This window comes from Streptococcus sp. 1343 (assembly GCF_013277355.1).
In the GTDB taxonomy this organism is placed as follows: Bacteria; Bacillota; Bacilli; order Lactobacillales; family Streptococcaceae; genus Streptococcus; species Streptococcus pseudopneumoniae.
Genome location: NZ_VMMT01000022.1, coordinates 69,962 through 94,358 on the forward strand (window position 1 = coordinate 69,962; position 24,397 = coordinate 94,358).

21 protein-coding genes and 1 pseudogene are annotated in these 24,397 nt (G+C 40.2%); 21 read left to right on the forward strand and 1 reads right to left on the reverse strand.

What is annotated here, in order from left to right; genetic code table 11:
- Nucleotides 1-104: 104 nt before the first annotated feature.
- Nucleotides 105-680, forward strand: coding sequence for a DUF4352 domain-containing protein (locus HT709_RS03625; protein ID WP_240151837.1), 576 nt, complete (start codon nt 105-107; stop codon nt 678-680).
- Nucleotides 681-1,275: 595 nt separating this feature from the next.
- On the opposite strand, the gene HT709_RS03630 is transcribed toward HT709_RS03625, so the two are convergent.
- On the reverse strand, nt 1,276-1,368 hold the full coding sequence (locus tag HT709_RS03630) for a type I toxin-antitoxin system Fst family toxin (protein ID WP_172924754.1): 93 nt from the start codon (nt 1,366-1,368) through the stop codon (nt 1,276-1,278).
- 131 nt (nt 1,369-1,499) lie between these two features.
- On the opposite strand from HT709_RS03630, the gene ruvB reads away from it, so the two are divergent.
- The 20 genes and pseudogenes from ruvB (at nt 1,500) to HT709_RS03730 (ending at nt 24,371) form a co-directional block, all read left to right on the forward strand.
- A complete protein-coding gene (gene ruvB / locus HT709_RS03635) occupies nt 1,500-2,498 on the forward strand; it encodes a Holliday junction branch migration DNA helicase RuvB (RefSeq protein WP_345890224.1) in 999 nt (332 codons plus the stop codon).
- Nucleotides 2,479-3,051 (forward strand): annotated as a pseudogene (locus HT709_RS03640) (nucleotidyltransferase family protein). Before ruvB ends, HT709_RS03640 begins: the two are co-directional and overlap by 20 nt.
- Nucleotides 3,052-3,396: 345 nt before the next feature.
- Nucleotides 3,397-4,155 (forward strand): isoprenyl transferase, encoded by a 759-nt coding sequence (locus HT709_RS03645; protein ID WP_000466722.1) that lies wholly within the window; start codon nt 3,397-3,399, stop codon nt 4,153-4,155.
- An 8-nt stretch (nt 4,156-4,163) separates the two neighbouring features.
- The gene (locus HT709_RS03650) at nt 4,164-4,967 is read left to right on the forward strand and encodes a phosphatidate cytidylyltransferase (RefSeq protein WP_000189857.1); all 804 of its coding nucleotides are present in this window, start codon (nt 4,164-4,166) and stop codon (nt 4,965-4,967) included.
- Nucleotides 4,968-4,988: 21 nt separating this feature from the next.
- Nucleotides 4,989-6,248: an RIP metalloprotease RseP gene (gene rseP / locus HT709_RS03655; protein ID WP_172924756.1), complete on the forward strand. Its 1,260-nt coding sequence runs from the start codon at nt 4,989-4,991 to the stop codon at nt 6,246-6,248.
- Nucleotides 6,249-6,260: 12 nt separating this feature from the next.
- Complete coding sequence (locus HT709_RS03660) at nt 6,261-8,114, forward strand: proline--tRNA ligase (protein ID WP_172925524.1); 1,854 nt, start codon at nt 6,261-6,263, stop codon at nt 8,112-8,114.
- Nucleotides 8,115-8,212: 98 nt separating this feature from the next.
- On the forward strand, nt 8,213-9,592 hold the full coding sequence (gene bglA / locus HT709_RS03665) for a 6-phospho-beta-glucosidase (protein WP_172925525.1): 1,380 nt from the start codon (nt 8,213-8,215) through the stop codon (nt 9,590-9,592).
- Nucleotides 9,593-9,783: 191 nt separating this feature from the next.
- Nucleotides 9,784-11,592 carry a glutamine--fructose-6-phosphate transaminase (isomerizing) gene (glmS, locus tag HT709_RS03670; RefSeq protein ID WP_172925526.1) on the forward strand — a complete coding sequence of 603 codons (1,809 nt, stop codon included), beginning with the start codon at nt 9,784-9,786 and terminating at the stop codon, nt 11,590-11,592.
- 444 nt (nt 11,593-12,036) lie between these two features.
- On the forward strand, nt 12,037-13,806 hold the full coding sequence (locus HT709_RS03675; protein ID WP_000391682.1) for a PTS mannitol-specific transporter subunit IIBC: 1,770 nt from the start codon (nt 12,037-12,039) through the stop codon (nt 13,804-13,806).
- Between the two features lie 23 nt (nt 13,807-13,829).
- Entirely contained in the window at nt 13,830-15,785 is a 1,956-nt protein-coding gene (locus HT709_RS03680) for a transcription antiterminator (RefSeq protein WP_014017193.1), read from the forward strand.
- Nucleotide 15,786: 1 nt separating this feature from the next.
- Entirely contained in the window at nt 15,787-16,224 is a 438-nt protein-coding gene (locus HT709_RS03685; protein WP_000764149.1) for a PTS sugar transporter subunit IIA, read from the forward strand.
- Between the two features lie 61 nt (nt 16,225-16,285).
- A complete protein-coding gene (locus HT709_RS03690; RefSeq protein WP_000682963.1) occupies nt 16,286-17,422 on the forward strand; it encodes a mannitol-1-phosphate 5-dehydrogenase in 1,137 nt (378 codons plus the stop codon).
- A 199-nt stretch (nt 17,423-17,621) separates the two neighbouring features.
- Nucleotides 17,622-18,671, forward strand: a complete 1,050-nt coding sequence (locus tag HT709_RS03695) for an LLM class flavin-dependent oxidoreductase (RefSeq protein WP_000229791.1) — start codon at nt 17,622-17,624, stop codon at nt 18,669-18,671.
- A gap of 218 nt (nt 18,672-18,889) precedes the next feature.
- The gene (locus HT709_RS03700) at nt 18,890-19,897 is read left to right on the forward strand and encodes a uroporphyrinogen decarboxylase family protein (RefSeq protein ID WP_000202170.1); all 1,008 of its coding nucleotides are present in this window, start codon (nt 18,890-18,892) and stop codon (nt 19,895-19,897) included.
- 9 nt (nt 19,898-19,906) lie between these two features.
- Entirely contained in the window at nt 19,907-20,110 is a 204-nt protein-coding gene (locus tag HT709_RS03705; RefSeq protein ID WP_000823548.1) for a hypothetical protein, read from the forward strand.
- A gap of 2 nt (nt 20,111-20,112) precedes the next feature.
- The gene (locus tag HT709_RS03710) at nt 20,113-21,111 is read left to right on the forward strand and encodes a uroporphyrinogen decarboxylase family protein (RefSeq protein ID WP_000890777.1); all 999 of its coding nucleotides are present in this window, start codon (nt 20,113-20,115) and stop codon (nt 21,109-21,111) included.
- Between the two features lie 11 nt (nt 21,112-21,122).
- The gene (locus tag HT709_RS03715; RefSeq protein ID WP_000039544.1) at nt 21,123-22,001 is read left to right on the forward strand and encodes a transporter substrate-binding domain-containing protein; all 879 of its coding nucleotides are present in this window, start codon (nt 21,123-21,125) and stop codon (nt 21,999-22,001) included.
- Between the two features lie 177 nt (nt 22,002-22,178).
- The gene (locus HT709_RS03720; protein ID WP_000255468.1) at nt 22,179-22,871 is read left to right on the forward strand and encodes an amino acid ABC transporter permease; all 693 of its coding nucleotides are present in this window, start codon (nt 22,179-22,181) and stop codon (nt 22,869-22,871) included.
- Nucleotides 22,872-22,874: 3 nt separating this feature from the next.
- Nucleotides 22,875-23,597, forward strand: a complete 723-nt coding sequence (locus HT709_RS03725) for an amino acid ABC transporter permease (protein WP_000362517.1) — start codon at nt 22,875-22,877, stop codon at nt 23,595-23,597.
- Nucleotides 23,598-23,606: 9 nt separating this feature from the next.
- Nucleotides 23,607-24,371 (forward strand): amino acid ABC transporter ATP-binding protein, encoded by a 765-nt coding sequence (locus HT709_RS03730; protein WP_000942261.1) that lies wholly within the window; start codon nt 23,607-23,609, stop codon nt 24,369-24,371.
- The last annotated feature ends 26 nt before the right edge of the window (nt 24,372-24,397 follow it).

The following is a 24,397-nucleotide window of genomic DNA, read 5'->3' on the forward strand; positions in this document are numbered from 1 at the left end:
GTTGAAAAAGATTAAAGGAGATTTCTTATGGCTAAGAAAATCAAAGATGAAAATGGGAATGTATATGTGAAAAAACACCTTTTTATAAAAAATGGTGGTTCATATTGATTGTTATTATTGTTGTATTTGGTGTAGTTAAAGGTGGAAGTGGAAGTAACTCCACTAAGCAGGAAGTTGCATCTAGTTCAAGTACGCAAACAGCAGCATCAGAAGAAACTGCTCAAACAAAGGCAACAGAAAAAAATAAAAATAAGGAAGAGGAGACAAAAGCTAAGGCAGAGAATAAAATCGGAGAAGTTGTTAAAGTTGGAGATGTTGAATATATCGTGAATTCAAAATCTCTGTCTCAAAATGTTGGAGGAGAATTTGGCAAAAACGCAAATGGTATTTATTTAATTCTGAATGTGACGGTAAAAAATAATGGTAAAAAATCTATAACTGTTACGGATGATTTCTTTAAGCTTTTAAAAGATGATACAGAGTACTCAACTGATAGTACAGCTGGTATCTATGCAAATCAGGAAGCAAAATTCTTTTTGTCAGAATTAAACCCTGAAAATAGTATCACAGGAAATGTGGTATTTGATGTGAATACGGAGACTGCAGATGCTTCAGGCTTACAGTTACAAGTACAAACAGGTGTTTTTGGAACTCAAAGAGGAAAAATTAGTCTAGATTAGTCTGAATTAAAAATGCAAAATGTCTATTTTTTAGTAGATGTTATGCATTTTTTCTTATTCTTTACATTTGTTTTTATGTTATGGTTTTAAAAAATTAGTAATCTAGGAATTATGTTGAAGTGGAGAAAATGGTGCAAATTGGATTTTGAAGCCTTATCCACCTATAATTGTATAGGGATGACTTGGATCAACAGAGAAAAATAATAAAACTTGTTTTTGCTTAAGCAAAATTTAAGGCTAGTCTAGTATTATATAGTCATTAAATAAAGACCTCCTAACTTTATTTAATAAAATCCTAAACTTTTCTTTTTCATCATAATCTCCCTTAACTCCACCGGAACTGGTGGAGTTTTTTTGCTCTATTTCAGGCTTTTCGGAAGTTTTCTAAATATCATTTTTCAATAGCTTTCTCTAAATCTTATAAACTTTATTGGACAGATTCTAAAGTTGGAGAAGCTGAATGGATGAGGATATAAACCTTTGACAAAATTCGTGAACTATGGGATAATAAAAAGGAATTGAGTACTAGCTCTATATCATAGGCTAGAAAAGACCCCAAGCTCACGACCAAATAAGCTTGAGGTCTTTTTTGACACTATTTGTCCTTGTTTAGCCATTTATCGACTATACGAAGAACGACACTGACCACAATTGGTCCGATGATAGTTTTGAGTACTAATTCCATCATGGGCTATCTCACCTCCTTTCGTAGGCGGTGTAGAAGTTCCGAACAATATTATACCACATAAGTGCTAGACTCGGGAGTCACAATCCAGTGGCTTTTTTGTTTGTGGCTTGGTTTTTTGATATAATAGAGCCATGAGTAGAATTTTAGATAATGAGATAATGGGGGATGAGGAGTTAGTAGAACGCACGCTCCGTCCTCAGTATTTACGTGAATATATCGGACAGGATAAGGTCAAGAACCAGCTCCAAATCTTTATCGAAGCTGCCAAAATGCGGGATGAAGCGCTGGATCATGTGCTCTTATTTGGCCCTCCAGGCTTGGGAAAAACGACCATGGCTTTTGTTATTGCCAACGAACTAGGTGTCAATCTCAAGCAAACGTCTGGGCCTGTCATTGAAAAAGCCGGTGATCTGGTAGCGATTTTGAATGACTTGGAGCCTGGGGATGTCCTTTTTATTGATGAGATTCATCGCTTGCCCATGTCTGTGGAAGAGGTGCTTTATAGTGCCATGGAGGACTTCTACATTGATATCATGATTGGTGCTGGTGAAGGCAGTCGCAGCGTTCATTTGGAGTTGCCACCTTTTACCTTGATTGGGGCGACGACTCGGGCTGGTATGCTCTCAAATCCGCTACGGGCACGTTTTGGGATTACAGGTCATATGGAGTATTATGCTCATGTTGATTTGACGGAAATTGTTGAGCGGACGGCAGATATTTTTGAGATGGAAATCACTCATGAGGCAGCATCTGAGTTGGCCCTACGTAGTCGTGGGACCCCTCGTATTGCCAATCGTCTCCTCAAGCGCGTGCGCGATTTTGCCCAGATAATGGGGGATGGGGTTATCGATGATCTTATTACGGATAAGGCTTTGACCATGCTGGATGTTGACCATGAAGGTCTGGACTATGTGGACCAGAAAATCCTTCGGACCATGATTGAGATGTACGGTGGTGGCCCTGTTGGATTAGGAACTCTTTCTGTTAACATTGCAGAGGAGCGAGAGACGGTGGAAGACATGTATGAGCCTTACTTGATTCAAAAAGGTTTTATCATGCGGACACGTTCTGGACGAGTGGCGACTGCTAAGGCATATGAGCACTTAGGTTATGAATACAGTGAAAAATAAGCAAGAAATTCTGGAAGTTTTCAGAGAAAATCGGGATATGATGGCTATTCTGACTATTATCCGAAACCTTGGTTTGAAAGATTCTTGGTTGGCAGCAGGTTCTGTCAGAAATTTTATCTGGAATCTCTTGTCAGACAAGTCCCCTTTTGACTGTGAAACAGATGTAGATGTAATTTTCTTTGATCCAGATATTTCTTATGAGGAAACCTTGTCTCTAGAGAAAAAGTTGAGAGAGGATTTTCCTCAGTACTAGTGGGAATTGAAAAATCAGGTCTGTATGCATCAGCACAGTCCTCATACTGCTCCCTATAGCAGCTCTTGTGATGCCATGAGTAAGTATCCAGAACGATGTACGGCTGTTGGACTGCGCTTGAATGAAGATTCTACTTTAGAACTCTTTACTCCTTACGGACTCGAGGATATTTTGAATTTTCAAGTTCGTCCAACTCCTCATTTCTTAGAAAATGAAGACCGAATGGAGCTTTATCAAACACGTTTATCCAAGAAAAATTGTCAGGAGAAATGGAAAAATTTGATTTTTAAAACTTCTTAAGGAAACTTTAAGCTAGGGAGTGTATACTGAGTTCATAAGTTAAGAAGACCTTAACTTAAACTCCTAAAACTTTTTCATAATAATCTCCCTATAAAAAATAAAGTCGCCCAATCAGGCGGCTTATTTTTTTGAAAAATGGGCTTGGTGCCTGAGAATAATACTCAATGAAAATCAAAGTGTAAACTAGGAAGCTAACCGCAGGTTGCTCAAAACACTGTTTTGAGGTTGCAGATAGAGCTGACGTGGTTTGAAGAGATTTTCGAAGAGTATAAATAGCTTAGTGATAGAAGAAAATAGGGAAATATGGTATAATGAAACGATAGATTTTTGAATAGGAATAAGATCATGTTTGGATTTTTTAAGAAAGATAAGGCTGTGGAAGTAGAGGTTCCGACACAGGTCCCTGCTCATATTGGCATCATCATGGATGGCAATGGCCGTTGGGCTAAAAAACGTATGCAACCGCGAGTTTTTGGACATAAGGCGGGCATGGAAGCATTGCAAACTGTGACCAAGGCAGCTAACAAACTAGGCGTTAAGGTTATTACGGTCTATGCTTTTTCTACAGAAAACTGGACCCGTCCAGATCAGGAAGTCAAGTTTATCATGAACTTGCCAGTAGAGTTTTATGATAATTATGTTCCAGAACTACATGCGAATAATGTTAAGATTCAAATGATTGGGGAGACAGACCGCCTGCCTAAGCAGACTTTTGAAGCTTTAACCAAGGCTGAGGAATTGACTAAGAACAACACAGGTTTGATTCTTAATTTTGCCCTCAACTATGGTGGACGTGCTGAGATTACACAGGCGCTTAAGTTGATTTCCCAGGATGTTTTAGATGCCAAAATCAACCCAGGTGACATCACAGAGGAATTGATTGGTAATTATCTTTTTACCCAGCATTTACCTAAGGAGTTACGAGACCCAGACTTGATTATCCGTACTAGTGGAGAATTGCGTTTGAGCAATTTCCTTCCATGGCAGGGAGCCTATAGTGAGCTCTATTTTACGGACACCTTGTGGCCTGATTTTGACGAGGCGGCCTTGCAGGAAGCCATTCTTGCCTATAATCGTCGTCATCGCCGATTTGGAGGAGTTTAGGAGGAAATATGACCCAGGATTTACAGAAAAGAACCTTGTTTGCAGGGATTGCCCTGGCTATTTTCCTACCAATTTTAATGATTGGGGGCCTCTTGCTTCAGATAGCAATCGGAATCATAGCCATGCTAGCCATGCATGAACTTTTGAAGATGAGAGGTCTAGAGACCATGACGATGGAGGGCCTCTTGACCCTCTTTGCAACCTTTGCATTGACCATTCCCTTGGAGAATTACCTGACTTTTTTGCCAGTTGATGGGAATGTGGTTGCCTATAGTGTTTTGATTTCAATCATGTTAGGAACGACCGTTTTTAGCAAGTCTTATACGATTGAGGATGCGGTTTTCCCTCTTGCTATGAGCTTCTACGTGGGCTTTGGATTTAATGCTTTACTAGATGCTCGTGTTGCAGGTTTGGACAAGGCTCTCTTAGCCTTGTGTATCGTCTGGGCGACAGACAGTGGTGCCTATCTTGTTGGGATGAACTATGGGAAACGAAAGTTAGCACCAAGGGTATCGCCTAATAAAACCCTTGAGGGTGCCTTGGGTGGTATTTTAGGAGCAATTTTAGTAACCATTATCTTTATGATAGTTGACAGTACAGTTGCTCTTCCATATGGAATTTACAAGATGTCAGTCTTTGCTATTTTCTTTAGCATTGCTGGACAATTTGGTGATTTACTAGAAAGTTCGATCAAACGTCATTTTGGTGTTAAGGATTCTGGGAAATTTATCCCTGGACATGGTGGTGTTTTGGATCGTTTCGATAGTATGTTGCTTGTATTTCCAATCATGCACTTATTTGGACTCTTTTAATCAAAAGACGGAGGAAACGCTATGCTCGGAATTTTAACCTTTATTCTGGTTTTCGGGATTATTGTAGTGGTGCACGAGTTCGGGCACTTCTACTTTGCCAAGAAATCAGGGATTTTAGTACGTGAATTTGCCATCGGTATGGGACCTAAAATTTTTGCTCACATTGGCAAGGATGGAACGGCCTATACCATTCGAATCTTGCCTCTGGGTGGCTATGTCCGCATGGCCGGTTGGGGTGATGATACAACTGAAATCAAGGCAGGAACGCCTGTTAGTTTGACACTTGCTGATGATGGTAAGGTTAAACGCATCAATCTCTCAGGTAAAAAATTGGATCAAACAGCCCTCCCTATGCAGGTGACCCAGTTTGATTTTGAAGACAAGCTCTTTATCAAAGGATTGGTTCTGGAAGAAGAAAAAACATTTGCAGTGGATCACGATGCAACGGTTGTGGAAGCAGATGGTACTGAGGTTCGGATTGCACCTTTAGATGTTCAATATCAAAATGCGACTATCTGGGGCAAACTGATTACCAATTTTGCAGGTCCTATGAATAACTTTATCTTAGGGGTTGTTGTTTTCTGGATTTTAATCTTCATGCAGGGTGGTGTCAGAGATGTTGATACCAACCAGTTCCATGTCATGCCCCAAGGGGCCTTGGCTAAGGTGGGAGTATCAGAAACGGCACAGATTACCAAGATTGGCTCACATGAGATTAGCAACTGGGAAAGTTTGATTCAGGCTGTGGAAACGGAAACCAAAGGTAAGACGGCCTCGACTTTGGATGTGACTATTTTTGAAAATGGGAGTGACAAACAAGTCACTGTTACTCCGGAAGAAAGTCAAGGCCGTTACCTTCTAGGTGTTCAACCGGGAATTAAGTCGGACTTTCTATCCATGTTTGTAGGTGGTTTTACAACTGCTGCTGACTCGGCCCTACGAATTTTATCAGCACTGAAAAATCTGATTTTCCAACCGGATTTGAACAAGTTGGGTGGACCTGTTGCCATCTTTAAGGCAAGTAGTGATGCTGCTAAAAATGGAATTGAGAATGTCTTGTACTTCTTGGCAATGATTTCCATCAATATCGGGATTTTTAATCTTATTCCGATTCCAGCTCTGGATGGTGGTAAGATTGTGCTCAATATCCTAGAAGCTATCCGCCGCAAACCATTGAAACAAGAAATTGAAACCTATGTCACCTTGGCCGGAGTGGTCATCATGGTTGTCTTGATGATTGCTGTGACCTGGAATGACATTATGCGACTCTTTTTTAGATAATCGAGGAATATTATGAAACAAAGTAAAATGCCTATCCCAACGCTTCGCGAAATGCCAAGCGATGCTCAAGTTATCAGCCATGCTCTTATGTTGCGTGCTGGTTATGTTCGCCAAGTATCTGCAGGTGTTTATTCTTACCTACCACTTGCTAATCGTGTGATTGAAAAAGCTAAAAATATCATGCGCCAAGAATTCGACAAGATTGGTGCCGTTGAGATGTTGGCTCCTGCCCTTCTCAGTGCAGAATTGTGGCGCGAATCAGGTCGTTACGAAACTTACGGTGAAGACCTTTACAAACTAAAAAACCGTGAAAAATCAGACTTTATCCTAGGTCCAACACACGAAGAAACCTTTACAGCTATTGTCCGTGATTCTGTTAAGTCTTACAAGCAATTGCCACTCAACCTTTACCAAATCCAGCCCAAGTATCGTGATGAAAAACGCCCACGTAATGGACTTCTTCGTACACGTGAGTTTATCATGAAGGATGCTTATAGTTTCCACGCTAACTATGATAGTTTGGATAGTGTTTATGATGAGTACAAAGCAGCCTATGAGCGTATTTTCACTCGTAGTGGTTTAGACTTCAAGGCTATTATTGGTGACGGTGGAGCCATGGGTGGTAAGGATAGCCAAGAATTTATGGCCATTACATCTGCTCGTACAGACCTTGACCGCTGGGTTGTCTTGGACAAGTCAGTTGCCTCATTTGACGAAATTCCTGCAGAAGCGCAAGAAGAAATCAAGGCAGAATTGCTCAAATGGATAGTCTCTGGTGAAGATACCATTGCTTACTCAAGTGAGTCTAGCTATGCAGCTAACTTAGAAATGGCAACAAACGAGTACAAACCAAGCAACCGTGTTGTCGCTGAAGAAGAAGTGACTCGTGTTGCAACGCCGGATGTTAAGTCAATCGATGAAGTTGCAGCCTTCCTCAACGTTCCAGAAGAACAAACGATTAAAACCCTCTTCTACATGGCAGATGGTGAGCTTGTTGCAGCCCTTCTAGTTGGAAATGACCAACTCAACGAAGTCAAGTTGAAAAATCACTTGGGAGCAGATTTCTTTGACGTTGCTAGCGAAGAAGAAGTGGCGAATCTTGTTCAAGCAGGATTTGGTTCACTTGGCCCGGTTGGTTTGCCAGAGAATGTTAAAATCATCGCAGACCGTAAGGTGCAAGATGTTCGCAATGCAGTTGTCGGTGCTAACGAAGATGGCTACCACTTGACTGGTGTGAATCCAGGCCGTGATTTTACTGCAGAATATGTGGATATCCGTGAAGTTCGTGAGGGTGAAATTTCCCCAGACGGGCAAGGAGTCCTTAACTTTGCGCGTGGTATCGAAATTGGTCACATCTTTAAACTTGGCACTCGCTATTCAGCAAGCATGGGAGCAGATGTTTTGGATGAAAATGGCCGGGCTGTGCCAATTATCATGGGATGTTACGGTATCGGTGTCAGCCGTCTCCTTTCAGCAGTGATGGAGCAACACGCTCGCCTCTTTGTTAACAAAACGCCAAAAGGTGAATACCGTTACGCTTGGGGAATCAATTTCCCTAAAGAATTGGCACCATTTGATGTGCACTTGATCACTGTCAATGTCAAGGATGAAGAAGCGCAAGTCTTGACAGAAAAGCTTGAAGCAAGCTTGATGGGAGCTGGTTACGAAGTCTTGACAGACGACCGTAATGAACGTGTCGGAGTTAAATTTAGCGACAGTGACTTGATTGGATTGCCAATCCGTATCACTGTTGGGAAGAAAGCGGCCGATGGCATCGTAGAAGTGAAGATTAAAGCGACTGGTGACACTATCGAAGTTCATGCAGATAACGTGCTCGAAACGCTTGAAATCCTCAGCAAGACATAAAAACTATAATCAGAAGAAAAACAAGGAAAAAATGTAACTAGTTTTTACCTTGTTTTTTCTGTATAATGGGAAAAATGAGTAGATAAAGAGGTAAATGTATGCTAAGATTTCCAAAGGATTTTGTCTGGGGGTCCTCTACTTCTGGGCCGCAGACAGAGGGACGTGTAGCTGGTGACGGTAAGGGAGATAATCTCTGGGATTACTGGTTCCAAGTGGAGCCAAATCGTTACTATAATGGGATTGGTCCAGATAAGACATCGACCTTTTATGAAAACTGGGAAAAGGATATTGAGTTACTGTTAGAAACTGGTCACACGGCCTTTCGGACTTCTATTCAGTGGTCACGGATTTTTCCACAAGGGCGTGGGGAAGTCAATGCTCAAGGAGTAGACTTTTACCGTAAGGTTTTTGAGGCTATTAGGGCCAAAGGGATTCGTCTTTTAGTGAATCTTTATCATTTTGATTTACCTTTTGCCATTCAAGAGGATGGTGATGGTTGGGAAAATAAGGCGACTGTCTCAGCCTATGAAGACTATGCTCGTTTTTGTTTTGAGACTTATGGAGATTTAGTGGATCAATGGATTACCTTTAACGAGCCAATCGTTCCAGTAGAATTTGGCTATTTTTACGATGCCCATTATCCACATAAGGTGGATGCAGAGGCAGCAGTTAAAGTAGCCTATCATACACAATTGGCCAGCAGTCGGGCGGTTAAGGCCTGTCATGAACTCTTGCCTGATTCCAAGATTGGGATTGTCCTCAACTTAACACCGGCTTATCCACGCAGCCAGCATCCTGCTGATGTCAAGGCAGCTCGCATTGCGGACCTTTTTCAGGCCCAATCTTTCTTAGATCCGTCTGTTTTGGGGACTTATCCACAGGAGTTGGTAGAAATCTTACATGAATACGGTCTCTTGCCTGATGCTACAGAGGAGGAGTTGAATCTCATTCGTGACAATACGGTGGACTTCCTTGGTGTCAACTACTATCAACCTTTGCGTGTTATGGCGCCTCGATTTGCGAAGCATCCAGAGAGTCCACTCTTACCAGAACATTTTTATGAGCCTTATGTGATGCCTGGACGTAAAATCAATCCTCACCGTGGCTGGGAGATTTATGAGCAAGGGATTTATGACATTGCCCAAAATATCAAGGAAAATTATGGTAATATCGAGTGGCTGTTGACAGAGAATGGTATGGGTGTTGAAGGAGAGGAAAAATTCCGTCAAGATGGGATGATTCAAGATGATTATCGTATTGAATTTGTAAAAGGTCATCTTCGGGAACTTCACCGTGCCATTGAAGACGGAGCCAATTGTAAGGGCTACTTGATTTGGACCTCTATCGATTGCTGGTCATGGCTCAATAGTTATAAAAATCGCTATGGTTTGGTCGAATTAGACTTGAAAACGCAAGAACGTCGTCTGAAAAAATCAGGGCACTGGTTCAAGGAACTAAGCGACAATAATGGATTTTAAGAAAGACTCTGACTGATTGTCCTAATTGGTCAGAATTTTTTGCTTACAAGAGCTTAATTTGAACTATACCAATTTTTACTCTTGACAAGTGAAAGAAACAAGTATATACTGTTTTTGCTGATTCTATAAAAGAGGAATTAGACTATACCAATTTTAAGGAGAAAGCACAGCTTGCCTGTGTCGTATATACTATGTGTGGAATTGTTGGTGTTGTTGGAAACACAAATGCAACTGATATTTTGATTCAAGGGCTTGAAAAGCTCGAATACCGTGGCTATGATTCTGCGGGAATTTTTGTCCTAGGTGGTGCTGAAAATCACCTAGTAAAAGCTGTAGGCCGTATTGCAGAATTGTCCGCTAAGACAGCTGGTGTTGAGGGAACAACTGGTATTGGACATACTCGTTGGGCAACTCATGGGAAACCAACTGAGGACAATGCTCACCCACATCGCTCTGAGACTGAACGTTTTGTTTTGGTTCACAACGGGGTGATTGAGAACTACCTTGAAATCAAGGAAGAATACCTTGCAGGTCACCACTTTAAGGGGCAAACAGATACGGAAATCGCTGTTCACTTGATTGGAAAATTTGCGGAAGAAGAAGGTCTTTCTGTTCTTGAAGCCTTCAAAAAAGCTCTTCATATTATCCGTGGTTCATATGCCTTTGCCTTGATTGACTCACAAGATCCTGAAGTCATCTACGTGGCTAAAAATAAATCACCACTTTTGATTGGTCTTGGAGAGGGATATAACATGGTCTGCTCAGATGCTATGGCTATGATTCGTGAGACCAACCAATACATGGAAATTCATGACCAAGAATTGGTAATCGTTAAGGCTGATAGTGTGGAAGTTCAAGACTATGATGGAAATAGTCGTGAGCGTGCTAGTTACACTGCTGAGCTTGATTTGTCAGATATCGGTAAGGGAACTTACCCTTACTACATGCTTAAGGAAATTGATGAGCAACCAACTGTTATGCGTAAACTCATTCAAGCCTACACAGATGAAGCTGGTCAAGTAGTGGTAGATCCAGCTATCATTAAGGCTGTTCAAGATGCAGACCGCATTTACATCCTTGCAGCTGGAACATCGTACCACGCAGGATTTGCTTCTAAGAAGATGCTGGAAGAATTGACAGATACACCAGTTGAACTTGGAATCTCATCTGAGTGGGGCTACGGTATGCCACTTCTCAGCAAGACACCACTCTTCATCTTTATCAGCCAGTCTGGTGAAACAGCGGATAGCCGTCAGGTTTTGGTCAAGGCTAATGAAATGGGAATCCCAAGCTTGACAGTGACAAATGTCCCAGGTTCAACCCTTTCACGTGAAGCTAACCATACCATGCTCCTTCACGCAGGTCCTGAAATTGCCGTAGCCTCAACCAAGGCCTATACAGCGCAAATTGCAGCCCTTGCCTTCCTTGCAAAAGCAGTCGGAGAAGCAAATGGAAATGCCAAAGCGCAAGCCTTTGATTTAGTTCATGAGTTGTCAATCGTAGCTCAGTCTATCGAATCAACTCTTTCAGAGAAAGAAACCATTGAAGTCAAGGTTCGTGAGCTACTTGAAACAACTCGTAACGCCTTTTACATCGGACGTGGTCAAGATTACTACGTAGCCATGGAAGCAAGTCTCAAACTTAAAGAGATTTCTTACATCCAGTGTGAAGGCTTTGCGGCAGGAGAACTTAAGCACGGAACTATTGCCTTGATTGAAGAAGGAACACCTGTTTTGACTCTCTTGTCAGATCCAGTCCTTGCCAACCACACTCGTGGAAATATCCAAGAGGTGGCAGCCCGTGGTGCAAAAGTCCTCACTATCGCAGAAGAAAATGTTGCTAAAGAGACAGACGCTATCGTCCTTACGACTGTACACCCTTACCTCTCACCAATTTCAATGGTCGTACCAACACAATTGGTCGCTTACTTTGCAACCCTCCACCGTGGCCTCGATGTGGACAAACCACGTAACCTTGCCAAGTCAGTAACGGTAGAATAGAATCTATGAATATACGGGCGTAAAGCCATAGGTTTATCCTATAAGGTTTTACAGCCTATTTTTTATGTTACAAATGATGATAAGGGTTTACTTTTCAATAATTATAGCAGATTGAATTTAGAACAGTACACAGGAATACTAAAATATTTCTAGAAATTAATTTGAATTTTCCAATTGATTTGTTCGTATCTTATTTCAAACTACTATAAAAAGAGGAAGCTGGGCAAAAACTCAATTTGAAGAGAAAATTCAGTAAATCTTTCCATGATAAAACGCATCATATTAAGGTTTTGTACACCTGATATGATGCGTTTTATCATTTTTAAGCCTTTTTGCCCAGCCTCGTCAAAAGTAAAGTTTTGGCACAAAATCTGTGACAAAACTTTAGTTTTAAAGGTTTTTAACTTTGTATATACTAGTTTTAAGAAAAGGAGGATGATCCTAATGGAAGAAAAAGTATCATTGAAAGTCAGAGTTCAAAAACTAGGGACATCGCTTTCAAATATGGTTATGCCCAATATTGGAGCATTTATTGCTTGGGGAGTGTTGACTGCCCTCTTTATCGCTGATGGCTATCTGCCAAATGAACAGTTAGCTACTGTTGTTGGTCCTATGTTAACGTATTTATTGCCAATCCTGATTGGTTACACAGGTGGATATATGATCCATGGTCAACGTGGTGCCGTTGTAGGAGCTATTGCTACTGTTGGTGCAATCACAGGTTCTAGTGTTCCTATGTTTATCGGAGCTATGGTAATGGGCTCACTGGGAGGATGGACTATCAAGAAATTTGATGAAAAGTTCCAGGAAAAAATTCGTCCCGGATTTGAAATGTTAGTTAATAATTTCTCAGCTGGTCTCGTTGGTTTTGCATTATTGCTTTTGGCTTTCTACGCAATCGGTCCAGTCGTATCGACTCTTACTGGAGCTGTTGGGAATGGTGTTGAGGCTATTGTTAATGCTCGCCTCCTTCCTATAGCTAATTTTATTATCGAACCGGCTAAAGTCCTTTTCCTCAATAATGCCCTCAATCATGGCATTTTTACTCCTCTGGGAGTAGAACAGGTAGCTCAAGCTGGTAAGTCAATTCTCTTCCTATTGGAAGCTAATCCTGGACCAGGCCTGGGAATTCTATTAGCTTATGCTGTATTCGGTAAAGGTTCTGCTAAATCTTCTTCTTGGGGGGCAATGCTTATTCATTTCTTCGGAGGGATTCATGAAATTTACTTTCCTTATGTTATGATGAAGCCTACTCTATTTTTAGCTGCTATGGCAGGAGGTATCTCTGGAACTTTTACTTTTCAACTCTTAGACGCTGGTCTTAAATCTCCAGCTTCACCAGGTTCTATTATTGCGATTATGGCTACGGCGCCAAAAGGCGTTTGGCCCCATCTAAATGTTCTTCTAGGTGTTTTAGTGGCAGCAGTTGTTTCTTTCCTTGTAGCAGCCCTTATTCTTCATGCAGACAAGTCAACTGAGGATTCGCTCGAAGCTGCTCAGGCGGCTACCCAAGCAGCTAAGGCTCAGTCTAAAGGTCAGTTAGTATCAACTTCTGTTGATGCAGTTGTTTCGACAGACTCAGTGGAAAAAATCATTTTCGCCTGCGATGCTGGTATGGGAAGCTCTGCTATGGGAGCTAGTATTCTTCGAGATAAGGTTAAAAAAGCAGGTCTAGAGATTCCAGTATCTAATCAGGCAATCTCAAATTTGCTTGATACACCAAAAACATTAATTGTTACTCAGGAAGAACTGACACCAAGAGCTAAAGACAAGAGTCCAAGTGCTATTCATGTTTCTGTTGATAATTTCTTAGCGTCCCCTCGTTATGATGAAATTGTAGCTTCATTAACAGGAGCTTCTCCAATAGCAGAAATTGAAGGAGATATATCAACTTCAGCATCAGTAGATAGTCAGGAAATTGACCTTAACCATATTGATGCTGTAGTAGTTGCTTATGGTAAAGCACAGGGATCTGCAACTATGGGCTGTGAAACGATTCGGGCTATCTTTAGAAACAAGAATATTCGTATTCCAGTTTCTACTGCCAAAATTTCAGAATTAGGTGAATTTAATTCTAAAAACATAATGATTGTAACAACTATTTCTTTACAGGCAGAAGTGCAGCAAACAGCACCGAATTCTCAATTTCTTATTGTGGATAGTTTAGTAACAACACCAGAATATGACAAAATGGCTGTTAGAATGTACAAATAGAACTAGAGGTTTCTAAATTACGAATGCTATTAACCAAACGAGAAGAACAATTATTGAAGGCTTTCCTACATGTAGGGAAGCTTTCAATGCAAGACATGACTGAAATCTTACAGGTTTCATCTAGAACAATTTATCGAACTTTATCAGATTTGACAGATAGCATGGAGCAATATGGAATCGAAATAACGAAGCATGGGAAATACTATATTTTGACTGGAGAGTTGGATGATTTGCCGACAGAACTTGAAGTGTTAGTTGAGTATAGTCCCCAAGAAAGACAAGAGTTGATTACCTATCGCCTTCTGACTGAGAGTGGTTTTGTCACCAATGAAGCATTGCAAGAGTGCATGAAAGTCAGTAATGTAACTATTATTCAGGATATTTCAGATATTGATAAGCGTCTTTTAGACTTTGATCTGAAAATTGAACGACAAAAAGGTTATCGTATTTCTGGTGATTCAGTTGGTAAGAGAAGATTTTTGGCTATTTTACTGACAAACTGTATCTCAGTAGCAGATTTTTCAACCGGTAATTTTGGGAGCTTTGATATTTTAGAAGCAGATAGAACTAGGCTGGCCAGTCAGATTGTTAATAAGCAACTGTCAGGTTTTCCAGATATGGATGCTAGGATGAAGATGTTTTTTGCGATCTTGTTATCTCTTATAGGTCAGGAGCAAAACATTGAAAATTCACCTAATACTAGTAAGCAGGCTTTGGAAATTTCTCAAAAAATTTTTCAAGCTTACTCTAAGCAGACTGCACAATTTTATAGTATTCAGGAAATTATCTATTTTGCGAGCATCTTGGATGAATTAATCATTAAACGTCAGGACAATCCGCTCTTTACGGAGAAATTTGATGGTGAATTTTTCTACAATATTTCAAATCTGATTGATACGGTTTCCATGTATACCAAGATTGACTTTTTTAAGGACAAGGTTTTATTCAATTTTCTTTTCCATCATATTCGGCTCAGTTTAGGCGTCCCTATCCTTTTTCAGGGTGAAAATTTGCCAGAATCTGTCCAGATTTTAGTTGAAAGGAATAAATTTCTTTATACAGTCATCAGTCTTTTAGTAAATGATATTTTTCCGAAATATCTTCATACAGAGTATGAGTATGGCATGATTGCCCTACATTTTATCTCTAGCTTAGGCCGTAGTCCAGAGATTTATCCAGTCCGTGTTTTGCTTTTAACGGATGAACGTCGGGTCACTAGAGATTTATTAGTCAGTAAAATTAAGAGTGTTGCTCCTTTTGTAGAGTTGATAGATATTCAGTCTCTAGTAGATTACCACAGTATTGATCTCAGTCAGTATGATTATATTTTATCTACCAAGCCGCTGACTAATCAGGAAATCGATGTAATTTCTAGTTTTCCAACCGTCAAAGAACTGCTTGAATTACAGGAACGACTTCAGTATGTACAGGCACATCGTACAATTGTCGCGCGTGATGCTATCGCTCCAGAGAAAAGTTATGACTTGCAAGATTATTTAATATCTAGTAGTCAGCTTTTGAGTCAATTCGAGTTGGTTCAATTGGAGAATAATCAATCATTTGAGCACACGGTAGAACAAATCATCCAATATCAGAAGAATGTGAGTGACAGAGATTATCTAACAAGAAAATTGTTATCTCACTTCCAGAATAGTCCTATGGCTATTCCTAATACTGGTCTGGTGCTTTTACATAGTCAGTCTAGCAAAGTAACAACAAATAGTTTTACTATGTTTGAACTCAAACTACCTATCTCCGCATTGTCAATGAAACGAGAGGAAGAAGAGGTCAAAAGGTGTCTGCTAATGCTAATGTCTAAAGAAGCTAGCGAGGAAGCTAGAGATTTAATGACAGCTATTAGTCAGTCGATTATTGAAAATCATCTTTATACAGAGATTTACAAGACGGGAAATCAATCCATTATTTATCAGATGCTAAATACTATTTTTAAAGAAAAAATTAAGAAATTGGAGAACTAATATGAAACTTGAAAAACATTTGATTAAGCTTAATAAACAATTTTCTAACAAGGAGGAAGCTATTTGTTATTGTGGGCAAGTTCTTTATGAGGGTGGATATGTTAATGAAGACTATATTGAAGCCATGATTGAGCGAGATAAAGAGCTATCTGTTTACATGGGTAACTTTATCGCCATACCGCATGGAACAGATGCAGCAAAAAATGATGTCCTCAAGTCTGGTATTACAGTCGTTCAAGTCCCTAGAGGGGTTGATTTTGGGAATGTATCTAACCCTCAAGTGGCAACGGTTCTTTTTGGTATTGCTGGTATTGGTAATGAACACTTAGAAATTATTCAGAAAATTTCTATCTTCTGTGCAGATGTAGATAATGTTCTTAAACTAGCAGATGCTCAGTCAAAAGAGGAAGTGTTGCGCTTATTTGATGCTGTTGAATAATTGAATTTCGTCATTTGTCATCTAGTATATATGTCCCTCAAATAGGAAAAGGAGAAATTGAATGAAACATTCTGTTCATTTTGGTGCCGGTAATATCGGTCGTGGTTTTATAGGTGAAATTCTATTTAAAAATGGTTTCCATATTGATTTTGTGGATGTCAATAATCAGATAATTCATGCTCTAAATGAAAAGGGCAAGTATGAAATTGAAATTGCACAGAAAGGACAGTCTCGTATAGAAGTAACTAATGTGGCTGGCATTAATAGCAAAGAAGACCCTGAGCAAGTCATTGAAGCGATTCAAAAGACGGATATTATTACTACTGCAATCGGACCTAATATACTCCCTTTTATCGCTGAACTTCTAGCCAAAGGAATCGAAGCTCGCCGAGTTGCAGGAAATACACAGGCATTGGATGTTATGGCCTGTGAAAATATGATTGGCGGGTCTCAATTTCTTTATCAAGAAGTCAAGAAATATTTAAGTCCGGAAGGTTTGACATTTGCTGATAACTACATAGGTTTTCCAAATGCTGCAGTAGACAGGATTGTTCCAGCACAAAGTCACGAAGATTCCCTTTTTGTTGTGGTCGAACCCTTTAATGAATGGGTCGTGGAAACCAAGCGTCTTAAAAATCCAGATTTACGTCTAAAAGATGTGCATTATGAAGAAGATTTAGAACCCTTTATTGAGCGAAAACTTTTTTCAGTCAATTCTGGACATGCAACTTCAGCTTACATTGGTGCGCATTATGGTGCCAAGACAATTTTGGAAGCTCTTCAAAATCCTAATATCAAATCTCGGATTGAATCTGTATTAGCTGAAATTCGGAGTCTCTTGATTGCCAAATGGAACTTTGATAAAAAAGAATTGGAGAATTATCACAAAGTCATTATAGAACGGTTTGAAAATCCTTTCATAGTGGACGAGGTTAGTCGCGTAGCTCGTACTCCAATCCGAAAATTAGGCTATAATGAACGATTCATCCGGCCGATACGTGAATTGAAAGAACTCAGTTTGTCATATAAAAACCTACTTAAAACAGTTGGCTATGCCTTTGACTATCGCGATGTAAATGATGAAGAAAGTATTCGATTAGGTGAATTGTTGGCTAAACAATCAGTCAAAGATGTTGTTATACAAGTTACAGGTTTAGACGACCCAGAATTGATTGAGCAAATTGTAGAGTATATTTAATCTTTTTCGAAAATCTCTTCAAATCAGGTTAGTATCGCTTTGTCTTAGGCATATGTTACTAACTTCGTCAGTTCTATCTACCACCTCAAAGCAGTGATTTGAGCAGCCTGCGGCTAGCTTCCTAGTTTGCTCTTTGATTTTCATTGAGTATTAGAATAATTTTTCAAATTGAAGGACAGAGTAGATAGGGAGAATCACAATGGTAGAATTGGGAATTTCAACATTTGGGGAAACAACGGAGCTTGAAGGGATTGGGCAAACTTACAGCCATGACGAACGCATTCGCCAGTTGCTAGCAGAGGTTGAACTGGCTGACAAGGTTGGTTTGGATGTGTATGGGATTGGTGAGCACCATCGAGAGGATTTTGCAGTATCAGCCCCAGAGATTGTACTGGCAGCTGGGGCAGTCAATACCAAGAAAATCCGTTTGACCAGTGCAGTCAGCATTCTCTCGAGCATGGATCCGATTCGCTTATTCCAACAATATGCCACTATCGATGCTTTGTCAAATGGACGTGCGGAGATTATGGCTGGAAGGGGTTCTTTCACGGAATCATTTCCTCTGTTTGGCTATGATTTGAAAGACTACGAAGCCCTTTTTGATGAGAAATTAGACTTGCTCCAGTTAGTCAATGAAAAGACAAAGCTAGACTGGAAAGGTCGATTGACCCAAACGATTGCTGGTAAAGAAGTTTATCCTCGTCCAGTTCAGGACAAATTACCCTTGTGGATAGCGACAGGTGGTCATGTCGAATCAACAGTAAAGATTGCTCAGGCAGGCCTACCGATTGTCTATGCCATTATTGGTGGTAACCCTCGTTATTTTAAAAAGTTGATTCAGGCTTATCGTGAGATTGGGAGCGAAGCAGACCATGCCAGTCATGAACTAAAGGTTGGGGTCCATTCTTGGGGTTGGATTGCTGAAGATGGCGAGCAGGCTGTGAAAGATTATTTCCATCCGACCAAGCAAGTAGTGGATGCTATTTCCAAAGACCGTCCACACTGGCAAGAATTGCGTTATAAGCAATATTTGGAGCAGGTAGGATCAAATGGCGCCATGTTTGTGGGCAATCCAGATCAGGTGGCCGAAAAATTGATTCGCATGATAGAGGATTTAGATTTGGACCGCTTCATGTTGCACCTACCTCTTGGTTCTATGCCTCATGATCAGGTTCTGAGAGCTATTGAACTATTCGGAACACAAGTAGCACCCAAAGTCCGGGCTTACTTTGCCATGAAAGAGGCTTAATAAAAAATACTAATCAGGCTGATAAAAAATCTATATAACAACTATTTTAAAAAGCAATAAACAGAAAAAATCTCTGAAAAGCTAGTAAAATCAAGCTTTTCAGAGATTTTTTTCTCTATTGATATAAACAATCCCAATCAAGTCGATAGTCAATATATATTGGGAAAAGGTCAAAAGGAGTGGTAAGATGGTTTCAATCCAAATGGAAGGAGAGAAGTATGACAAGTAAAAGAGAGCTAGTTTTTAGAGCTATTCGAGGAGAAGAGGTGGAACGGGTTCCTGTTGGCTTTTGGTTTCATTTTGTAATACTGGAGGAAAAAGGACAAGGTTTAAATAATCCACGTATCTTTCAAAAAAGTGTAGAGGGACATCGGAAGTACGTTGAAAGAATCCATCCTGATTTTGTCAAAATGATGAGTGACGGATTTTTCATTTATCCAAGTAATGTCTACAGTCCTAAGGTTACAAGTCTTCAGGAGTTAGCTTCTATTGAGTCGATTGGTGAAAACCATCCTTGGATTCAGCAACAAGTAGAAGTGGTAGAGGCTATTCGAGCAACCTTCACTGAGGACATTGCATCATTTTACAATATTTTTTCTCCGATCTCCTATTTGAAAAGGTGGTTTCGTACAGAGACTTCTAGAGGTGATAAGGAGGTTTCAGATCTTTTTCTTGAAAATCCAGAGCTATTCAGGGATGTTTTAGACGTGATAGCTGAGGATATCGCTATCCTAACTAAAAAAATCATTCAGGATGGTGGAGCAGATGGAATCTATCTCAGTACACAAGAAATTCAGGATGAGCGCATCACAGCAGAATTGTATCAGACCTATATTGAGCCAAGTAACATAAAGGTTTTAGAAGCTGCCAATCAGGTAGGTGGGGTAAATATCCTGCATATCTGCGGTTTCCAAGGTGCCAGTAACAATGTGACTATTTTTAAAGATTATCCAGCCCAGGTTTTCAACTGGGCAACCCACCATGAAGCAGTCAGTTTACCTCAAGGTCAGGAGCTATTTCATGGCAAAGCGGTCTTGGGTGGTTTTGAAAATGGGAAGCAGAGCCTGCTTTACGGAGGTAGAAAGGCTGCACTACAAGAGGAAACTAAACGATTGTTGGCTGAAGCTGGGACTAGAGGAGTCCTTCTTGGAGCGGATTGCACGGTTCCAGATGACTTTGAATTAGAAAGATTGGACTGGATTCGTCAGGCTGCTATGTTAGAATAGGAGAGCCTTATGAAAAGAAAAAAGTGGCTATTGGTAGGGACGGCCCTCGGCTTTGTCATCTTACTTGCGATCAGTCTTACAAAGGGACTTGCTTGTAAGGAAGGGCCAAGATGTCATGGGATTCAGGATTTTCAGAAGAGAAGTCTTCCCTTTATTCAAACCAATGATATTGCCAGTGTTTTATTAGTTGAAAAAGAAAGAAATGGAGAATAGAGATGTTAGAAAAAAGAGAATGGGTTTTAAAAGCATTTAGAGGAGAAGTGGTTGACCGTGTACCTGTAGGTTTTTGGCACCACTTTACATCAGAAGAGGAATGGTTAAAGGGATTTTCCAATCCTGTGATTATTGAAAAGAACATACAAGGTCACAAACGTTTTATCCGTGACCTACATCCAGACTTTATCAAGTTGATGAGTGATGGCTATTTTGCTTATCCAAATCCAGTTATTGCCAAAGGGAAGTCACTCCAAGAGCTGTCGGAGATTCAACCTCTGGGTAAAGATCATCCGTGGATTAGAGAGCAGGTAGAATTAGTGAAGAAGATTAAGCAGGAGTTTACGGAAGATATTGTTGCTATTTACAATATTTTTGCGCCTGTGACCTACCTCAAATGGTTACTTGGAGAAGTGTCTGGTGGAGATGATCTCATTGCAGACTTCTTAGTTCAAGATTCTCAGAAATTGAAAAAAGTACTTGATGTGATTGCGCAAGATATCGCTAGCTTGAGTCAAGCTATTATTAAAGATGCAGGAGTAGATGGTATTTATCTCAGTGTGCAAAGTATTCAGGATGCGCGTGTTTCTGCTGAAGCCTATCAGGAGATTATTGAGCCGAGTGAACTGACTGTTTTAAATGCGGCTAAGTCGGTTGGTGGGGTAAATATCCTTCATATCTGTGGCTATGAAGGAGCCCGAAACGATATTCATATCTTTGCAGACTATCCAGCTCATGTTTTTAACTGGGCAGTTGGTCCAGAAGGGATTAGTCTAAAAGAAGGTCGTGAGATTTTCAAGGGTCGTGCTGTTCTGGGAGGATTTGAAAACGGTAAAGATGGCCTTCTCTATCGAGGCAGTAAGGAAGAAATTCAGGCTGAAACCAAACGATTGGTAGAAGAAACAGGGAAAGATGGCCTCATACTTGGAGCAGATTGTACCATTCCAAACGATATTGCAGTGGAGCGTATCCAGTGGGTGAGAGAAGCAGTAGCTAAATAAAGGAGAAGAATATGAGTAAGAAAACATGGATTGTTGGTGGAGTTGCGGTTGTGGCAGTGCTTGGAGCAACGATTATTGGTAGGACTTTGTCGGGAGCATCTGCTAAAGGTGCAGATGCAGCTTCGTCTGGACAAGTAACAACTTTAAAAGTTGCCCATACTCAAAACTATGTCCCTTATGATTTTATTGACGAAAAAGGGGAATCAGATGGTTATGAAGTCGCTGTTTTAAAGGCGGTTGATGAGAAATTAGCAGATTATAAATTTGAGTATACTGGAACTAGTGATGATGATCTCTTGATTGGACTTGAGTCTGGCAAGTACGATATTGGAACTAAAGGTGCTTGGTATACAGATGAACGGGCTAAGAAATTCATTATTCCATCTGAGCCAGTAGGAGCCAGCATTATTGGTTTTACTGTCAGAAAAGGAGATGAAGCTAAATATAAGAATATTGATGATTTCGCCAAAAATAAAGGAAAATTAGTACCCATCTCTCCTCAAAATGCCCAGTGGAATGTGATTAATAGCTATAATGACAAGTACAAGGATACACCAATTGAGTTGACAGCTGCTGAATCTTTCAAGGTGGCAGATGCTTATGCTTGGGTTTTAGAAGGACGTTATGATGCTTTCTTTGACATCAAGTTGTCTTTTGAAAAAGCGGTGACAACAGAGGATGGCTCTTACCACCAATATGCGGACAAACTTAGCTGGTTCCCTTATAAAGGAATTCCAACCTATCCCTTGATTCACCGTGATGAAAAGGGTGAGAAGTTTGCTAAAGAGTATGAAAAAGCGATTAAAGAATTAAAAGAAGACAGTACTCTAGCTAAACTTTCTCAAAAATACTTTAAAGAAGATGTCTTTAGCTACGTTGATAAAGATTAGATGAGCAATCAGGCATGTTATGCTCTTCGAAAATCTCTTCAAACCGCATCAACGTCGCCTTGCCGTAGGTATGGTTACTGATTTTGTCAGTTCTATCCACAACCTCAAAACACTGTTTTGAGCAACCTGCGGCTAGTTTGCTTTTTGATTTTCATTGAGTATTAGAAAGAGGTTTATATGGTTTCATATGATTTTTCAAGAGTGTTCCAATTTTTACCAACCTTATGGCAGGCTCTTCCTATGACCTTGTCCATTCTCTTTTTTACTACAGTCCTCGGTTCCCTTTTCGGTGGCTTACTGGCTTGGGCTCAAGTGGGAGAAGACAAGACTTTTGCAGGTCTTTCTAAGGGCTATATTTTCACTCTTCGCTGTACTCCCCCTATTGTTTTACTATTCCTTGTCTTTTATGGTTTACCTGAATTTTTAAAATGGTGGCTGAATTTAGATATCAACAACTGGTCTACGACGGTCTTCGTCTTATTCACCATGGTCTTGCTATTTGCGGCTATCATTGCAGAAGTATTTAAGGCGTCCTATCAGGCAATTCCCAAAGGTCAGATGGAAGCTGGAGTCAGTATTGGTTTGACCCCTAGTCAGACATTTTGGAGAATCATTTTTCCTCAGGCTTTTCAAGTGGCTCTTCCAAATATGACGACCGCTATTCTAAATTTGATGCGGGACGCTGCCCTAGCCTATACGATTGGTTTTGTGGATGTCATGGGAGCTGGGAATCTCTTAATCAGTCGCAATTTGGGGAATTACTCTCTTGAAACCTATACAGCGGTTGCCATTCTTTATTGGGGTGTAGCCTTGGCTGTTTCCTTCTTGAGTCGCTTGTTAGAAAAATCTTTGGAAACGAAAGGGAGATAGGATATGGATTTAGACTATATTGCGAAAACTTTTTTAGAGACCTTAAAAGGGGTGCCAACCACCTTAATCATTATGATTGTAGCCATGGTCTTAAGTTTTGGACCAGCCTTGTTTTTAGCTCTGGGACAAATATATAAAGTCAAAGGTGTTCGAACTTTCTCTCTCGTGTATCTAGCTTTTATAAGAGCAACACCTCCGATTTTGCTGATTCTTTTCTTTTATAGTTTGTTTCCGAGTTTGCTCAATCAATTTCTCAAAAGCATAGGGAGTGATGTTGATATCTTTAAACTCAATCCGATCTATTATGCTTTTATTATCTATAGTTTGATGACAACAGGTAGTTTATCAGAAATCTTACGTTCGGCTATTTTGACTGTGGATAAGGGACAATTAGAAGCTGCACAAGCGATTGGTTTAACCACTAGTCAGGCTTATGTGAGGATTGTTTTTCCACAGGCCTTGCAATCAGCCTTGCCCAATCTGGCTAATCTAGTCATAAATATTGTAAAAGGAACCTCTTTGGTCTTTGTGATGACCATTAAGGATATTACAGCAATTGCCCGTGTTGAAGCGTCTTATGGTTATCAGTATTTTGAATCCTATTTTGTGATCTTTTTACAGTACATTCTTATTTGCGGATTGATTCAATGGGGCTTTTCAATCTTAGAGAAACGCTATATTCAAAGAAGAAAGGGACAAGTAGTGCCCAGTACAGGTTTAGCATAGGAGGAGACAATGTTACAAGTAGAACATGTTGCAAAAAAATTTGGAGACAGACAAGTCCTGGGAGATGTTAATCTCAAGGTCAACCAAGGGGATGTGGTTGTAATATTGGGGCCATCTGGATCAGGTAAAACGACTTTTCTCAGATGTCTCAATCATTTAGAAAAAGCCGATAGTGGCTCTTTGAAGCTTGCTGATAAAGAATACGACCTTGGAAAATTGACTAAAAAAGATATTTTAGAAATTCGCAAGAAGACTGCTTTCGTTTTTCAACATTATAATTTATTTGCTAATAAAACGGCCTTGGAAAATATTTTGGAGGGCTTGATTATTGCTCGGAAAATTCCTAAGGAAGAAGCAACAAAACGTGCGGAAGCTGCCTTAGAAAAAGTTGGTTTACTAGCTTATAAAGCTTACTATCCCTCTCAGCTTTCTGGAGGCCAGCAACAACGAATCGGTATTGCGCGTGCCATTGCTGTGAAACCAGAGGTCATTTTATTAGATGAGCCAACATCGGCCTTGGATCCAGAGTTGGTAGGGGATGTTTTAGATGTTTTAAAACAGTTAGCTAAAGAAGGAGTTACTATGGTAGTAGTGACTCATGAGATGGGTTTTGCTAGAGATGTAGCCAATCATGTTATTTTTATGGACGGTGGGAAAATTGTTGAAGAAAATAATGCCCATGATTTCTTTAGTCGTCCAAAAGAAGAACGAACCAAGCAATTTTTGGCACGAATACTCTCGGATGCGACCTATAGTGTAGAATATATGATTTGATAGATAGGCTTATCAGGGCAAAAATC

What these genes read in the sequence shown, in the direction of transcription:
- HT709_RS03630 (WP_172924754.1), bottom strand. Translation starts at nt 1,368, where the DNA reads ATGATGGAATTAGTACTCAAAACTATCATCGGACCAATTGTGGTCAGT.
- HT709_RS03720 (WP_000255468.1), top strand. Translation starts at nt 22,179, where the DNA reads ATGGTTTCATATGATTTTTCAAGAGTGTTCCAATTTTTACCAACCTTA.
- HT709_RS03685 (WP_000764149.1), top strand. Translation starts at nt 15,787, where the DNA reads ATGAAACTTGAAAAACATTTGATTAAGCTTAATAAACAATTTTCTAAC.
- HT709_RS03690 (WP_000682963.1), top strand. Translation starts at nt 16,286, where the DNA reads ATGAAACATTCTGTTCATTTTGGTGCCGGTAATATCGGTCGTGGTTTT.
- HT709_RS03730 (WP_000942261.1), top strand. Translation starts at nt 23,607, where the DNA reads ATGTTACAAGTAGAACATGTTGCAAAAAAATTTGGAGACAGACAAGTC.
- HT709_RS03710 (WP_000890777.1), top strand. Translation starts at nt 20,113, where the DNA reads ATGTTAGAAAAAAGAGAATGGGTTTTAAAAGCATTTAGAGGAGAAGTG.
- bglA (WP_172925525.1), top strand. Translation starts at nt 8,213, where the DNA reads ATGCTAAGATTTCCAAAGGATTTTGTCTGGGGGTCCTCTACTTCTGGG.
- HT709_RS03705 (WP_000823548.1), top strand. Translation starts at nt 19,907, where the DNA reads ATGAAAAGAAAAAAGTGGCTATTGGTAGGGACGGCCCTCGGCTTTGTC.
- HT709_RS03715 (WP_000039544.1), top strand. Translation starts at nt 21,123, where the DNA reads ATGAGTAAGAAAACATGGATTGTTGGTGGAGTTGCGGTTGTGGCAGTG.
- rseP (WP_172924756.1), top strand. Translation starts at nt 4,989, where the DNA reads ATGCTCGGAATTTTAACCTTTATTCTGGTTTTCGGGATTATTGTAGTG.
- HT709_RS03645 (WP_000466722.1), top strand. Translation starts at nt 3,397, where the DNA reads ATGTTTGGATTTTTTAAGAAAGATAAGGCTGTGGAAGTAGAGGTTCCG.
- HT709_RS03695 (WP_000229791.1), top strand. Translation starts at nt 17,622, where the DNA reads ATGGTAGAATTGGGAATTTCAACATTTGGGGAAACAACGGAGCTTGAA.
- glmS (WP_172925526.1), top strand. Translation starts at nt 9,784, where the DNA reads ATGTGTGGAATTGTTGGTGTTGTTGGAAACACAAATGCAACTGATATT.
- HT709_RS03725 (WP_000362517.1), top strand. Translation starts at nt 22,875, where the DNA reads ATGGATTTAGACTATATTGCGAAAACTTTTTTAGAGACCTTAAAAGGG.
- HT709_RS03650 (WP_000189857.1), top strand. Translation starts at nt 4,164, where the DNA reads ATGACCCAGGATTTACAGAAAAGAACCTTGTTTGCAGGGATTGCCCTG.
- HT709_RS03700 (WP_000202170.1), top strand. Translation starts at nt 18,890, where the DNA reads ATGACAAGTAAAAGAGAGCTAGTTTTTAGAGCTATTCGAGGAGAAGAG.
- HT709_RS03675 (WP_000391682.1), top strand. Translation starts at nt 12,037, where the DNA reads ATGGAAGAAAAAGTATCATTGAAAGTCAGAGTTCAAAAACTAGGGACA.
- HT709_RS03660 (WP_172925524.1), top strand. Translation starts at nt 6,261, where the DNA reads ATGAAACAAAGTAAAATGCCTATCCCAACGCTTCGCGAAATGCCAAGC.
- HT709_RS03680 (WP_014017193.1), top strand. Translation starts at nt 13,830, where the DNA reads ATGCTATTAACCAAACGAGAAGAACAATTATTGAAGGCTTTCCTACAT.
- ruvB (WP_345890224.1), top strand. Translation starts at nt 1,500, where the DNA reads ATGAGTAGAATTTTAGATAATGAGATAATGGGGGATGAGGAGTTAGTA.